Raw genomic sequence first — 14,770 nt, 5'->3', positions numbered from 1 at the left:
AGACGCCATGAACGCCTATTCCCAACTCCCGGATCTCTCGCCCGCGCTGCCGGAGCTGTTTCTGGCCGGTGGTGCGTTGGCGCTGCTGATGCTCGGCGTCTTCGGCGGGCGCAAGATCACGCCCTATGTGACGGCGCTTTCCGTGGCCCTTCTGGCGGTGGCGGCCTTGCCGCTGCTGTTGCCCGCGCAGTTCGGCATCACCGAAGCCAGCACCACCAGTTTCCACGGCGCCTTCATTCTCGACGGGTTCGCCCGTTACCTGAAGCTCCTGACGCTGCTTGGATCGGGCTTCGCCATCGCCATGTCGGTTGCCTATGCGCGCAACGAGAATTTCGAGCGTTTCGAATATCCGGTGCTGATCGTGCTCTCCACGCTCGGCATGCTCCTGATGCTCTCGGCGAACGACTTGATCACGCTCTATCTCGGGCTCGAGCTGCAGTCGCTGGCGCTCTATGTCATCGCCGCCTTCAACCGCGACAGCGTGCGCTCGACCGAGGCCGGCCTGAAATATTTCGTCCTCGGTTCGGTGTCCTCCGGCATGCTGCTCTACGGCATGTCGCTGGTCTACGGCTTCACCGGCCAGACGGGCTTTGCGCCGATCGCAGCTGCGATCGCGCATGAGGGCGGTTCCTCGCTCGGCCTTGTCTTCGGCCTCGTGTTCATTCTGGCGGGCCTTGCCTTCAAGATCTCGGCGGTGCCGTTCCACATGTGGACGCCGGACGTCTACGAAGGCGCGCCGACGCCGGTGACCGCCTTCTTCGCCGCCGCGCCCAAGATCGCCGCCATGGGCCTCCTGACCCGCGTCGTGATCGAGGCATTCGAGCCGGTGACCCACGACTGGCAGCAGATCATCGTCTTCGTCTCCATTGCCTCGATGGCGCTCGGCGCCTTCGCCGCGATCGGCCAGAAGAACATCAAGCGGCTGATGGCCTATTCCTCGATCGGCCACATGGGCTTTGCGCTGGTGGGTCTTGCGGCAGGTTCCAAGGCCGGCGTCGAGGGCGTGATGATCTACATGACCGCCTATCTGGCGATGACGCTCGGCGCCTTTGCCTGCATCCTGTCGATGCGGCGCAAGGACGGCATGGTCGAGGAGATTTCCGATCTCTCCGGCCTGTCGCGCACCAACCTGCCGATGGCGGTGCTGCTTGGAGTGATCCTGTTCTCGCTGGCCGGCATTCCGCCCTTTGTCGGCTTCTTCGCCAAGTTCTATGTGTTCCTGGCGGCGGTCGAGGCCGGGCTCTATCCGCTGGCGGTGATCGGCGTTCTGGCCTCGGTGGTCGGCGCCTACTACTATCTGCGGATCGTCAAGGTGATGTTCTTCGACGAGCCGGTTCGCGCCTTCCTGCCGATGCCGGTCGAGCTGAAATTCACCCTCGGCCTGTCGACGGCCTTCGTGGTGTTGTTCGTCGTGTTTGCCGGCTCCGTCGTGGAGATGGCGAGCGCGGCGGCGGGGACCTTGTTCTGAGCTCGCTTGTTTTCGACGGACGTGTTCGCGAGGTCGCGGACGTCGCGGGATACCGCGTCGTCGCCCACGCGGAACTGGGCTCGACAAACAGCGCTGGCCTTGCCCTGGCGGGCGAGGGCGATCCGGGCAACCTGTGGGTCGTCGCCAGGCGCCAGGTCGCCGGCCGTGGCCGGCGGGCACGGCCCTGGGTGTCGGAACCCGGCAATCTCTACGCCTCGCTCCTGCTGATCGATCCGGGCGCGGGCGAGCGGGTCGGCCAGTTGCCGCTGGTGGCGGCGCTGGCGCTCGCCGAAGCGGTCGATGCGATGACCGGCAGCTACGGGCTTGCCCGGCTGAAATGGCCGAACGATCTCCTGGTCGACGGGGCCAAGATTTCCGGGATCCTGCTCGAGGCGACGGTGCTGGCCGACGGCCGGCGTGCCGTCGTTTGCGGTTTCGGCCTCAACCTTGCGCATCATCCGGACCTTGCCGGATATGCGGCGACCGACCTTGCCGGACTTGGCTTTGCCGTTGCGCCGGAGCGCGCGTTCCGGGCGCTTGCCGAGAGCGCTTCGAAACAGCTGGCGCGTTGGCATGACGCGCCGTTTTCGGGGATTCTGGAGGATTGGCGTGCCCGCGCGGTGGGAATCGGTGCACCGATCCGGGTGCGGCTGGAAACCCGCGAGCTGGCCGGCGTGTTCGCCGGGCTCGACAGCGACGGGCGGCTTGTTCTCGATCAGGGAGATGGTCGGCACACGACAGTGTCGGCCGGTGATGTGTTTTTCGAACCGTCGGCGATATCCGGCGGCGCGGCCGGGAGCGGCGGCCAGGGAATGTGAGACGGGGCAGGGCCGGGCAGGAGCACCGGTCCTGAATGTCCCCGCATGGATGTTTGAGAAGAGAAGCGGTGGCCCGTCCGATGGACGCATGGCTGCCTGATGACACATGGAAGAGCGTTGCCGTGGCCGCCCTTGCGAGGGTGCGCCGCCGCGCGGTCCAGACAGGAGTTTGAGAATGGCGGGCAAAGAAGAGCTCGTGTTTGTCGCGCTTGGCGGCCTTGGCGAGATTGGCATGAACATGGCGCTTTACGGCTACGGGCCGGCGCGTGACCGTCGCTGGCTGATGGTCGATTGCGGCGTGACATTTGCCGGTCCCGAGCTTCCGGGCGTCGATATCGTCGTTCCCGATACGCGTTTCATCGAGGACAATCTCGACCGGCTCGACGGCATCGTCATCACCCATGCGCACGAGGATCACTACGGCGCCATCGTGCACCTGTGGCCGAAGCTGAAGGCGCCGCTCTACATGACGGCGTTCACGGCGGGCCTGCTCGAAGCCAAGGCCTCGAGCGAGCCGGGCGTCGGCAAGATCCCGGTCACCGTGGTGAAGCAGGGCGGGCGCATCAATGCCGGTCCCTTCGAGGTCGAGTTCGTGGCGATGTCGCACTCGATCCCGGAGCCCTGCGCCCTGGCGATCCGCACCCCGGCGGGCACCGTCGTCCATTCGGGCGACTGGAAGATCGACCCGACGCCCGGCGTCGGCAAGCCGATCGACACCGAGCGCCTGGCCGAGATCGGCCGGGAAGGGGTGCAGGCCCTGATCTGCGACAGCACCAATGCGGTGCGCGACGGCGTCAGCCCGAGCGAAATGGATGTCGCCGCCGACCTTTCCAAGGTGATCCGCAAGGCCAAGCGCCGCGTCGCGGTGACGACCTTCGCCTCGAACGTGGCACGCATCCGCTCCATCGCGATTGCCGCCAAGGCGGCCGACCGCGATGTCGTCGTGATGGGCCGCTCGATGCATCGGGCCATCGAAGTGTCCCGCGAGCTGGGCTATCTCGACGACCTGCCGGCGTTTCTGTCGGAGGACGCCTATGGCTACCTGCCGCCCGAGCGTGTGGTGTTGCTGCTGACGGGCAGCCAGGGCGAGGACCGCGCCGCGTTGGCGCGGATCGCGTCGGGCGACCATCGCAACGTGGCCCTGTCGAAGGGCGACATGGTCATCTTCTCCTCGCGCACGATTCCGGGCAACGAGAAGGCCGTCGGCGCCATTCTCAACAAGCTGGCCGAGGCCGAGGTCGAGATCGTCACCGACCGCGACGCATTGGTGCATGTCTCCGGCCATCCGCGCCGGGGTGAACTGACGCAGCTCTACGACCTCCTGAAGCCGCAGGGGCTGATCCCCGCGCATGGCGAGGCGGTGCACCTGAAGGCGCATCGCGATCTCGCCCTGCAATACGGCATCAAGAACACGCTGATCGCCCGCAATGGCGACGTTGTCCGGCTTGCGCCGGGCAAGCTTGCGGTGATCGACGACCTGCCGACCGGCATCGCCGTCAAGGACGGTCTGATCTTCGGCGATCCGGAGGAAACGGGTGTTCACGAACGCCGCAAGCTGTCCTTCGCCGGGGCGATCGTCGTGTCCGTGGTGATCGACGCCAAGGGCACGGTGATCGGCGAACCCCAGGCCGCGCTTTTCGGGCTTCCGGATGTCGACGAGAACGGCGACGATCTGGAAGACATCGTCATCGACGAGGTCGTGGCGGCGCTGGACAGCATCCCGAAGAACCGTCGCAAGGATGCCGATCTGGTGGCGGAGGCCGCGCGCCGGGCGGCCCGCGCCGCCATTCGGGACTGCTGGGGCAAGAAGCCCCTGACCGAGGCGCTTGTCGTGCGTGTGTGACCATTTGCCGGGTGGCGCGGTGGCCCGGAAACGGCAATCGTGCCGGCCGCCAGTCGCCACGGCCCCTGCAGCCCGGGCCGTGTCGCAAGGCCTGTTGAGGAGGATTTGAGATGATCGGACGTCTGAACCATGTCGCCATCGCCGTGCCGGACCTTGAGGCAGCGACGGCGATGTATCGCGACACGCTCGGAGCCAAGGTGTCGCAGCCCCAGGCGGAACCGGATCACGGCGTGACGGTGGTGTTCATCGAACTGCCCAACACCAAGGTCGAGCTGCTCGAGGCGCTTGGCGAGAACTCGCCGATCAAGGCCTTCATGGAGCGCAATCCGTCGGGCGGCGTTCATCATGTGTGCTACGAGGTGGAAGACATCCTGGCGGCCAGGGACAGGCTGATCGAGAAGGGCGCGCGGGTGCTGGGCACCGGCGAGCCGAAGATCGGCGCCCATGGCAAGCCGGTGCTCTTCCTGCACCCCAAGGACTTCAACGGAACGCTGGTCGAGCTCGAGCAGGTCTGACCGGGCGGCGTCCCAAGAGAAGAAAGCGAATCCGGTGTCGTTGGTATCCGCGCTGGCAATCTATTTCATCATCTGGTGGATGGTGCTCTTCGCCATCCTGCCGATCGGGGTCGTGACGCAGGAGGAGGCCGGCGAGGTAACGCCCGGCACCGAGTCGAGCGCACCCGGACGTCCGCAACTGCTGAAAAAGGCGCTGCTGACGACGCTTGTCGCAGGCGTATTGTTTGCGGGCATCTACTGGCTTCGGGTCCATTCCGGCCTGACGCTGGACGACCTGCCGTTCAAGCCTCCCAGCGCTCGCTAGAGGGCAGCCGCCAGCGGGCGCTTGCCGACGGTCCCCCGCAGGTGCGACCCTCAGGACGGCTTCGGCCCCCGTTGCCTTTGGCCCTTGTCCGACATCGTGACCGCGAGTTCCCTCTCGCAGTCGATGACGAGCATCGCCTTTTGCTGTCGTGTCAGCAGCGACAGCTCGCTCGTTCCGAAACGGTAGCGGGCAAGCCGCACAAGCAGCGGCATCAGGTCCTGGCGCTTCAGTTTCATCAGCAACTGGTGGAAACGCCAGTCGACGGACCAGCCGCTGTCCGCCGGTCCCTTGTCGTGGGGATCACCAAGCAACATCAATAGGTCCTCCGGCTTCCGGCCGTCATCGTTCCTTGTGACAGGTTGAATCTTGGGCAACAGCCGGAGACGGCGCGGGCAATGTCCGCAGGGCTCGGGCGCGCGACGGATCGAGGACTGAACGCCTTGCACCGTTTCGTGCCGAAGAGTGTGCCGGCGATGGCGTGATTAATCCGTTATGCTGCCGTTTGAGCGTATCGGATGGTTGCGGCGCTTGTCCCGCTTGTCAGGCGGGCCGGACACCGCTAAGGAACCGGGACTATGATCACAACGGCGCGTCCGGCCCGGACGGGTGGCGCCGGAGAGGCACGACGGGATCCGCACGCCCGACACATGGCAGGCGTGCCGGAAACGGCAAAGGAAGAGGCGCGCGATGGGCGACTACGAGCAGGTTCGCACCCACATGGTGGACAACCAGCTGCGAACCAACGACGTTACCGACCTGCGGGTTCTCGACGCGATGGAGGCGGTGCCTCGCGAGCGTTTCGTGCCGGCCTCCAGGCGCTGCATCGCCTATAGCGACCAGGATATCGCGCTGACCTCCGGCGCGAGCCCGCGCTATCTCATGAAGCCGCATATCTTTGCCAAGCTTGTTCAGCTCGCGGCGGTCCGCCCCGGCGAGGTCGCTCTTTGCGTGGGATGCGGCACGGGATACGGCGTCGCGGTCCTGGCGCAGCTCGCCGGCTCGGTCGTCGGTCTGGACAACGACCCTGAGACGGTTGCCGCCGCGTCGGAACTGCTTGTTGACCTCGGCATCGAGAATGCCGCGGTGATCGACGGCGACCTGGTCACCGGCGCCGCATCCGAGGGCCCCTATGACGTGATCCTGATCGACGGCGCGGTGGAACGGCTTCCCGAAGCGCTGACGGCGCAGCTCAAGGATGGCGGGCGACTGGTCGTCATTCGCGGTCGCGGCGGCTCGGGAACCGCCGAGCTGCATGTGCGCTCCGGCGATGTCGTCTCGGGACGGTTTGCGTTCAACGCTTCGGCGCAGGTGCTGCCGGGCTTCGAGCAGCCGAAAGAATTCGTCTTCTGACGAAAGTGACGCAGGGGATGCAAGGAGGCCGCCGCGCTGTTCAGCGCCGGCGGCTTTTTTTGTGGTCCGGCAATGTTGCAACGGGTGTTGCCCAGAGGTCGCAGCGGTGCGCGAATGCATTGCCGCAGTGCTTTCAAAGGTTGTCACCCGACCGGACGGAGATAACAGTATCGGCGCGGCAGCCTGCCCGGATCACGGGCCGGAGTGTTGCCGCCGGACATTGCCACTCCCGCACGGAGCCGACCGGCGCAAGACGTCGCAAGATCGGCGCGGACGGGAAGGGGTATCGGCAGGTTGCCACGCGGCGACCGGCCGGGCGGAAGGATCGAAAAGCGGTGGACGCCGGCTGGCGGACCGACAAGCCGTGGATCCGGTACGGACAGGAAATCGGATCGCAGGGATCCGCGTCAAAGTGATGACGGCGAGTGTGCACGGCCGTGCGCGCCGCTGAATTCCGGAGTTGTACAGGGGTGTTCAAGGTGAATCGGACGGGTTCTTGGCTCATTGCAGCCGCCATTTCCGTGGCGGGGGCGGGCGTGCCCGCGACGGCACGGTCTCAATCGATCGGCGAGGCACTTGGCCAGGCCTATTCGGCAAACCCGACGTTGAACGCGGCGCGTGCGGCACTGCGTTCCGTCAACGAATCGGTGCCGCAGGCCCTTTCCGGCTGGCGGCCCCAGATTTTCGGCCGTGTGGACGTCGGCTCGCAATACTCGAAATCCGATCCCGGACGTCATCGCTACGGCAATACGGCATCGGTCGGCCTGTCGCTGTCACAGGCGCTGTTTCGCGGCTTCCGAACGGTGAACTCGGTCCGCCAGGCCGAGGCTGTCGTGCGGTCCGAGCGCGAAAGCCTTCGCGCGACGGAACAGTCGGTGCTGCTTCAGGCGGCGACGGCCTACATGGATGTCATCAGCAACACGGCCATCGTCTCGCTGCGGCGCAGCAGCCTGACATTCCTGGCCGAGCAGGTCCGCGCCGCCGAAGACCGTTTCGAGGTCGGCGAAGGCACCCGGACGGACGTGTCGCAGGCGCGCGCCCGTTTTTCCGAGGCGCAATCGGAACTCAACCTGGCGCTGGCCAACGTCAACAGCAGCCGCGCCGTCTATCGCCAGATCATCGGCTCGGATCCCAAGTCGCTGTCCGCGCGCACGACGATTTACCGGCAGTTGCCCAAGACGCTCGACGCGGCGCTCAAGGCGGGCGCCAGCGACCATCCCTCCATCCTCTCCGCACAGCATCTGGTGGATGCCGGCACGTTCGGCGTGAAGACGGTCGAGGGCGAACTGCTGCCGACAGTGACGCTTGAAGCGGACATGCAGCGCCAGTGGAGCCCGCTGAACTCGCCGAACACAGACACGGTCGACAGCGCCAGCATTTTCGGCCGGGTCTCGATTCCCCTGTATCAGGGCGGGGCGGTTTCCTCTCGCGTGCGCCAGGCCAAGGAAGATCTCGGGCAGACCCGGATCCAGCTCGATGTCGCGCGCGATCAGATCCGCGCTTCGATCGTTTCCGCCTGGGGGCAGTACCAGGCGGCCGAGGCCTCGATCCAGGCAGCGCAGGATGCCGTGGCGGCCAACCAGCTGGCGCTCGAGGGCGTGATCGAAGAGCAGCGGGTCGGCCAGCGCACCACGCTCGACGTGCTGAACGCCCAGTTCGAACTGGTCGACAGCCGGGTCAGCCTGATCAGCTCGCAGCGCAATCGCACGGTGGCGGCCTACGCGCTGCTGTCGACGACGGGCGCACTGACGGCGGACCGCATCGGTCTGGGTGTCACCCTTCACGACGAGAAGGCGCACTACAAGAAGGTCCGCAACAGCTGGTACGGCATTCGCACGCCCGACGGTCGTTGAGCCGAGGTCGCTGCGACCGTTTTCGGGGAGGCTGTGCACGGCCCGGTGGCTCCGGCCATCGGGTTTCACGTGCAAAAGCGGCCGAATCGGGGAATTGTTGCGCTTGACAAGGCCGCCGGGCCGGTTCGTGGCGTTGTCACGCTTTTCCCCCGGCGGGTTAACGCGTTATATTCTGCAAGATCGAGTCGGCATGCCAGTTGGCGCAGCCGGCGCGATGCCACGGTCCTTCAGCCGGGCCGTCGGGCGCAGAGTAGTCGAGTGCGGGGATCGGTATGGCTAACGCCAATCAGGCTCAAGAACCTTCCATGGAAGAAATCCTGGCGTCCATTCGCCGGATCATCTCCGATGAGGATACGCCGTCCGATGGCAAGGCCGAGGCAGCATCCGGGGTCGAAGCGGTTGACGATGCACTGGCCGACGCCGGCGAGGAGATGTCGCAGGACGATCTCGACAAGCTGTTTGATTCCGCCGGCGATGACGACGTGGAGGTCGAACCGGATCCCGAACCCGAGCCGGAGCCCGAGGCGGTCATCGATGATGTTCTCGAGCTGACCGAGGACCAGGCCGTCGACACCGACGACTTCGATCTCGTTGAAGGGCTTGCGACCGCGGAAGAAGACATCGGTGACGTGGCGTTCGTCGACGAAACCGCCGAAGCGGATGCGCCGAAGTCGACGGAATGGGCACGCGCTCCGCGCGAAAGCACGACCGAGGAGCTGTTGTCTCCTTCGGCCGACCAGGCCGTGCAGGCCGCGTTCCACAACCTCGCCGGCACGATCCTTTCCAACAATGCCCGCACGCTGGAGGATCTCGTCAAGGAGATGCTCAGGCCGATGCTGAAAGGCTGGCTCGACGAAAATCTTCCCCCGCTCGTCGAGCGGCTCGTACGCCAGGAGATCGAGCGGGTATCGCGCGGACGCTGATCCGCGCCGAGATGTCCGCTCGCCACGCCGCCCTCCGGGCGGCGTTTTCGTTTCCAGACCGCATGCGCGCGACGGTTGACTTGGCGACATGCCAGCGAGTAACCACGCGTTCAGTCCACAGTTCCCCGGGAAAACCGATGCTCGACAAGTCCTATGATGCCGCCACAGTCGAACCCAGGATCGCGAAGGCCTGGGAAGATGCAGATGCCTTCAGGGCCGGCGCCGGCGCCGAGCCGGGGGCGGCGTCCTTCTCGATCGTGATCCCGCCGCCGAATGTCACCGGCTCCCTGCACATGGGCCATGCGCTCAACAACACCCTGCAGGACGTGCTGGTGCGGTTCGAGCGCATGCGCGGGCGCGATGTGCTCTGGCAGCCGGGCATGGACCATGCGGGCATCGCGACGCAGATGGTGGTGGAGCGGCAGCTGGCCGAGCGCAAGGAGCCAGGGCGCCGCGACATGGGGCGCGAGGCGTTTGTCGAGCGCATCTGGGAGTGGAAGGCCGAGTCCGGCGGCATGATCTTCAACCAGTTGAAGCGTCTGGGGGCGTCCTGCGACTGGTCGCGCGAGCGGTTCACCATGGACGAGGGCCTGTCCAGGGCCGTGCTCGAGGTGTTTGTCGGGCTTTATCGCGACAACCTGATCTACAAGGACAAGCGGCTGGTCAACTGGGACCCGAAGCTTCTGACCGCCATCTCGGATCTCGAGGTCGAGCAGGTCGAGGTGAAGGGCAACCTCTGGCACTTCCGTTATCCGCTGGAGAACGGCGAGACCTTCGAGGCGCCTGTCGCCTTCGACGAGGACGGCAAGCCGACCGAGTTCGAAACGCGCGACTACATCACCGTTGCGACGACGCGCCCTGAAACGATGCTCGGCGACACCGCCGTCGCCGTCAATCCGGAAGACCCGCGCTACAAGGGGCTGATCGGCAAGCATGTCGTGCTGCCACTGGTCGGCCGGCGCATTCCGATCGTCGCCGACGACTATGCCGACCCGGATGCGGGATCGGGCGCGGTGAAGATCACCCCGGCGCATGACTTCAACGATTTCGAGGTCGGCAAGCGCCACGATCTGCCGATGATCTCGGTGCTCGACCGCGAGGCGAAGGTCCGCCTTGCCGAGAACGCGGAGTTCCTCGACGGTGTTGCCGAGAGCGCGGAGCTGACCGCGACGATCGCGGCCTTCGAGGGCTGCGACCGGTTCGACGTGCGCAAGCGGCTGGTCGCAAAGATGGAGGAGGCCGGCCTTCTCGAACAGATCGAGCCGCACACGCACGCGGTCCCGCATGGCGACCGCGGCGGGGTGCCGATCGAGCCGCTGCTGACAGACCAGTGGTATGTCGACGCCAAGACGCTGGCCCAGCCGGCGATCGCCAGCGTGCGCGAGGGGCGGACCAATTTCGTCCCGCGCAACTGGGACAAGACCTATTACGAGTGGATGGAGAACATCCAGCCCTGGTGCATCTCGCGCCAGCTGTGGTGGGGGCACCGCATCCCGGCCTGGTACGGACCGGACGGCCGGATCTTCGTCGAGCGCAGCGAGGAAGAGGCTTGCGCGGCGGCGGCGGAACATTACGGCAAGGCCGTCGAGGTCGTTGACATGGAGACCGCTCTGGCCCGTTGGGAGAGCGGCGAGGACGGGTCCGGCATCGCGCTCTACCGCGACGAGGACGTGCTCGACACGTGGTTCTCCTCGGCGCTGTGGCCGTTCTCGACGCTCGGCTGGCCGGACAAGACGCCGGAGCTTGCCAACTACTATCCCACGAGCGTGCTGATCACCGGTTTCGACATCATTTTCTTCTGGGTCGCCCGGATGATGATGTTGGGCGATCACTACATGAAGACCGAGCCCTTCCACACGGTCTATATCCATGCCCTGGTCCGCGACGAGAAGGGCCAGAAGATGTCGAAGTCGAAGGGCAACGTCATCGATCCGCTGGCCCTGATCGACGAATATGGCGCCGACGCGCTCCGCTTCACGCTGGCGGCGATGGCCGCCCAGGGGCGCGACATCAAGCTGGCGACGGGCCGCGTCGCGGGCTATCGCAACTTCGTCACGAAACTCTGGAACGCGGCGCGTTTCGTCGAGATGAACGGCGGCGTCCGGCCGGAAGGGTTCGATCCGTCCGCCGTCCGCGAGACCGTCAACCGCTGGATCGTCACCGAGACCGGGCGGTGTGTCACCGAGGTCACCGAGGCGCTTGAGGGCTTCCGCTTCAACGAGGCGGCGGGCGCGGCCTATCGCTTCGTGTGGAACAGCTACTGCGACTGGTATCTGGAATTCGCCAAGCCGATCTTCAATGAAGGCAGCGAGGCTGCCCAGGCGGAAACCCGTGCGACCGCGGCCTGGGTTCTCGACGAGATCCTCAAGCTTTTGCATCCGTTCATGCCGTTCATGACCGAAGAGCTCTGGGCACGCGCGGTCGAGGAGGACGCGGCCGCGAGCCGGGCCAACCTGCTCGTCCATACGCGCTGGCCACGGTCCGTCGGCGGCGACCAGGATGCGGCGGCGGAGATCAACTGGGTGGTCGACCTGATTTCCTCGATCCGGTCCGTGCGCGCCGAGATGAACGTTCCCGCCGGCGCCAAGGTGCCGCTGGTGGTGACCGGCGCCAACGAGGTGACGCGCCAGCGGCTCAATGTGCATGAGGCCGCGATCCTGCGCCTTGCCAGGGTGGAGGCGATCTCGCATGCCGACGGGCCGCCGCGCGGGTCGGTGCAGATTGTCAGTGGAGAAGCGGTTTTCTGCCTTCCTCTTGCCGACTTCATCGATCTTGGTGCGGAAGCGGCGCGCCTTGCCAAGGAAGAAGGCAAGCTCGACGACGAGATCGCACGCATCGACAAGAAGCTCGGAAATGCCGCTTTCGTGGCCAAGGCGCCGGAAGAGATCGTGGCGGCCGAGCAGGAGAAGCGGGTTGAACTGGTCGAGCGACGCGACCGGGTTGTCGAGGCGCGCAAGCGGCTCGCGGACCTGTCACATGCGTGACCAGGCGATCTGTACGGGGAAGTAGCGGATGATGCGTTTTGCGGGATTGCGGAATGGGCGCGCCGGTGTCGTGCGGGGGCCGGGCGTGCTCGCCGCCACCCTGATCGCGCTCGGGGCATCGGCCGGTGTTTCCTCGCCGGCCCTGGCCGAGAAGATCGTCAATCCTGTTGCGGTCTTCTCCGGGCTCGACAAGATCACCGGCCGCATCATCGCGTTCGACGTCTATGTCGGAGAAACGGTGCAGTTCGGCGCGCTGCAGGTGACCCCGCGCGAGTGCAACACCCGGCCGCAGACCGAGGCACCGCAGACGACGGCCTTTGTCGAGGTCGACGAGATCACGCTGAACAACGAGGTGCGGCGGATCTTCACCGGGTGGATGTTCGCGGCGAGCCCCGGCCTGCATGCCGTGGAGCATGCCGTCTATGACGTCTGGCTGACCGACTGCAAGCAGTCCTCGAGCGTCGCCCCGCCGGCAAATTACAGCGGCCCGCCGATTTCCGAGCAGGCCGCCGCCGGCGAGGATCCGCTGGCCGGAACCGCGCCGAAGCTCGGGCCGGAACAGGTCGTTCCGCGCATCAAGCCGCCGCGCTGAGGCAAGGCCGGCACGGGATCACCGTGCCGGGAGCTCGCGGATCCAGTCGACGATCGTCGCGATTGCACCCTCGGCATAGGCGTACCGGCCGAGAAGGACGAAGGCGGCACGGGCCCACCAGGGCATGTCCTGCGGAAGTTGGTAGTTGAAAAGCCGGGCCCGCAGCAGGCCGTGGGTCGCGTCCGGGATCAGCACGACCCGGTTGGCCGGATTGTTGGGGCGCAGGAGCTGCTCATAGTCGCGGGCATTGGTTCGCGCATCGACATTCAGGTCGTCCTTGCCCCAGATCGCCATGAACGGCGCTCCGGCCCGCTGCAGGTCGGCGCTGGCGTCGGCATCCCGGTTGCGCAGGATGAACCTGGCGCGCTCGCGAGGCACGCCGAAAAGGGCTGCGGCGGCGGCATCGCGGGCCGCGCCTTCCGCCACATCCGCAAGGGCCGCCTCGGCCGCGTTCTGCCGGGCGATCTCGGCCGCGATCCGCGCGTCCGATGTGCCGTCCTGTCGCATCCTGCTGCGCGTCAGATGGTCGCCCTGGCGCTGCCAGTTCACCGCGCCGCCGACAAGAACGAAGAACGTTTCGTCCCCGGCTCGCGCGGCGATCCGTGGCAGCACCCAGCCGGCCTGGGAGAAACCGAGGAAGCCGATGAGGCCGGCCCGGTTGCCGGCGTTCCGCCTTACGGCGTCCCGCGCGGCCTCGGCCTCGGCGGCGCGGCCGGCCATGGACTGGTCGCGCCAGTCGCCTTCGCTTCCGCCGATACCGGGCTTGTCCCAGCTGAAAACGCCGATCCCCGCATCCAGCAGCGCATTGAAGAGCGGCAGGTAGCCTTCGGCCGAGTAGCGGTCCTGCGGGCCGTCGCCGTGCACGACGATGACGACCGGCGGTCGTGTCTCGCCGGAGGCGGGAAGCAGCAGGGTTCCTGACAGGTTCCCGGCCGGAGAGGCGAAGACGAGCTGCCGGCTGTCGCGACCCGAAACATCGAAATCGGATAGCCCGCTCGCCAGAACAGCCGCGACCAGGACAATTGCAAGGAGCGCGATTGCCGCCGAAACCGTTTTCCTGCCGGGCATCAGTTGGGATTCTCCGCCATGTCCTGAACCCGCGAGGTGGGAATCCGGCAGCGAAAAATCAATTCCTGGTTGAAAGGAGCGTTCAGCCCTGCAGGCTTCGGCCCAGACGGCCGGCGAGGTCCTGGATGAACTGGAAGGCGACACGGCCCGAACGGCTGCCGCGCGTCGTTGCCCATTCCAGCGCCTCGGCTCGCAGCGTTTCGGCGTCATGGTCGAGGCCGTAATGCTCCACATAGGCCTCGATCATCGCCAGGAACTCGTCCTGGCTGCATTTGTGGAAGCCCAGCCACAGGCCGAAACGGTCGGACAGCGACACCTTTTCCTCGACGGCCTCGCCGGGATTGATCGCGGTGGAGCGCTCGTTCTCGATCATGTCGCGCGGCAGCAGGTGGCGCCGGTTGGAGGTCGCGTAGAACAGCACGGTCTCGGGACGCCCCTCGATGCCGCCGTCGAGCGCGGCCTTCAGCGACTTGTAGGAGGCATCGCCGCTGTCGAAGCTGAGATCGTCGCAATAGACGATGGTGCGGTGACCGCCGGCCTTGACCAGCTTCATCAGCGCCGGCAGGCTCTCGATGTCTTCCCGGTGGATCTCGATCAGCTTGAGGCGGGCATCCTTGCCGTCCCGTGCGAGCATCGCGTTGACATGGGCATGGGTCGCCTTGACCAGCGAGGACTTGCCCATGCCGCGCGCACCCCACAGCAGCACGTTGTTGGCGGCAAAGCCGCTGGCGAAGCGCATCGTGTTGTCGACCAGCTGGTCGCGGGCCCGGTCGACGCCCTGAAGCAGCGTGATGTCGATCCTGTTGACACGCTCGACCGGTTCGAGCGTGGCTTCGCCCGCGTGCCAGACAAAGGCGTCGGCTGCCGAAAAATCCGGCGCGGCGTGCTCCGGCGGCACCGCGCGTGCGATGAGGCCGATCAATGTGTCCAGCCGCGATGCGATTGCGGCGATTTCGGACTTGTCGTGTTGCTGGGGATCCATATCTGTGCCGTGGGTCTTTGTTCTGGTTGTCTGGTGGCGGCCGGGGGACGGCCGCGGGGAGGACGCCGTT

General features: G+C 66.2%; 13 protein-coding genes. 10 read left to right on the top strand and 3 right to left on the bottom strand.

The window, feature by feature from the left end:
• Nucleotides 1-7 precede the first annotated feature (7 nt).
• The 5 genes from nuoN (at nt 8) to ACN0T5_RS06460 (ending at nt 4,948) form a co-directional block, all read left to right on the top strand.
• Nucleotides 8-1,468 carry an NADH-quinone oxidoreductase subunit NuoN gene (nuoN, locus tag ACN0T5_RS06480; RefSeq protein ID WP_417767808.1) on the top strand — a complete coding sequence of 487 codons (1,461 nt, stop codon included), beginning with the start codon at nt 8-10 and terminating at the stop codon, nt 1,466-1,468.
• On the top strand, nt 1,369-2,286 hold the full coding sequence (locus ACN0T5_RS06475) for a biotin--[acetyl-CoA-carboxylase] ligase (protein ID WP_417767856.1): 918 nt from the start codon (nt 1,369-1,371) through the stop codon (nt 2,284-2,286). The genes nuoN and ACN0T5_RS06475 overlap by 100 nt, the downstream gene beginning before the upstream one ends.
• 175 nt (nt 2,287-2,461) lie before the next feature.
• Nucleotides 2,462-4,129: a ribonuclease J gene (locus ACN0T5_RS06470; RefSeq protein WP_417767807.1), complete on the top strand. Its 1,668-nt coding sequence runs from the start codon at nt 2,462-2,464 to the stop codon at nt 4,127-4,129.
• A 110-nt stretch (nt 4,130-4,239) separates the two neighbouring features.
• Complete coding sequence (mce, locus tag ACN0T5_RS06465) at nt 4,240-4,644, top strand: methylmalonyl-CoA epimerase (RefSeq protein WP_417767806.1); 405 nt, start codon at nt 4,240-4,242, stop codon at nt 4,642-4,644.
• Nucleotides 4,645-4,678: 34 nt separating this feature from the next.
• A complete protein-coding gene (locus ACN0T5_RS06460; RefSeq protein WP_417767805.1) occupies nt 4,679-4,948 on the top strand; it encodes a DUF1467 family protein in 270 nt (89 codons plus the stop codon).
• A gap of 50 nt (nt 4,949-4,998) precedes the next feature.
• Here the strand turns inward: ACN0T5_RS06460 and ACN0T5_RS06455 are convergent, their stop codons facing one another.
• Nucleotides 4,999-5,262 carry a hypothetical protein gene (locus ACN0T5_RS06455; protein WP_417767804.1) on the bottom strand — a complete coding sequence of 88 codons (264 nt, stop codon included), beginning with the start codon at nt 5,260-5,262 and terminating at the stop codon, nt 4,999-5,001.
• A 373-nt stretch (nt 5,263-5,635) separates the two neighbouring features.
• Between ACN0T5_RS06455 and ACN0T5_RS06450 the strand changes: the two genes are divergently transcribed.
• The 5 genes from ACN0T5_RS06450 (at nt 5,636) to ACN0T5_RS06430 (ending at nt 12,650) form a co-directional block, all read left to right on the top strand.
• Nucleotides 5,636-6,298 carry a protein-L-isoaspartate O-methyltransferase family protein gene (locus tag ACN0T5_RS06450; protein WP_417767803.1) on the top strand — a complete coding sequence of 221 codons (663 nt, stop codon included), beginning with the start codon at nt 5,636-5,638 and terminating at the stop codon, nt 6,296-6,298.
• Between the two features lie 470 nt (nt 6,299-6,768).
• Nucleotides 6,769-8,151, top strand: a complete 1,383-nt coding sequence (locus ACN0T5_RS06445) for a TolC family outer membrane protein (protein WP_417767802.1) — start codon at nt 6,769-6,771, stop codon at nt 8,149-8,151.
• A 305-nt stretch (nt 8,152-8,456) separates the two neighbouring features.
• Entirely contained in the window at nt 8,457-9,074 is a 618-nt protein-coding gene (locus ACN0T5_RS06440; protein WP_417767801.1) for a PopZ family protein, read from the top strand.
• A 137-nt stretch (nt 9,075-9,211) separates the two neighbouring features.
• Complete coding sequence (locus tag ACN0T5_RS06435) at nt 9,212-12,058, top strand: valine--tRNA ligase (RefSeq protein WP_417767800.1); 2,847 nt, start codon at nt 9,212-9,214, stop codon at nt 12,056-12,058.
• Nucleotides 12,059-12,089: 31 nt separating this feature from the next.
• A complete protein-coding gene (locus ACN0T5_RS06430; RefSeq protein WP_417767855.1) occupies nt 12,090-12,650 on the top strand; it encodes a DUF2155 domain-containing protein in 561 nt (186 codons plus the stop codon).
• An 18-nt stretch (nt 12,651-12,668) separates the two neighbouring features.
• Here the strand turns inward: ACN0T5_RS06430 and ACN0T5_RS06425 are convergent, their stop codons facing one another.
• Both ACN0T5_RS06425 and ACN0T5_RS06420 read right to left on the bottom strand, forming a co-directional pair.
• Entirely contained in the window at nt 12,669-13,718 is a 1,050-nt protein-coding gene (locus tag ACN0T5_RS06425) for an alpha/beta hydrolase family protein (protein ID WP_417767799.1), read from the bottom strand.
• 82 nt (nt 13,719-13,800) lie between these two features.
• Complete coding sequence (locus ACN0T5_RS06420; protein WP_417767798.1) at nt 13,801-14,700, bottom strand: ATP-binding protein; 900 nt, start codon at nt 14,698-14,700, stop codon at nt 13,801-13,803.
• Nucleotides 14,701-14,770 lie beyond the last annotated feature (70 nt).

Source organism: Stappia sp. (assembly GCF_048261845.1).
GTDB lineage: Bacteria > Pseudomonadota > Alphaproteobacteria > Rhizobiales > Stappiaceae > Stappia.
This window is presented reverse-complemented; position numbering and strand designations above follow the sequence as displayed.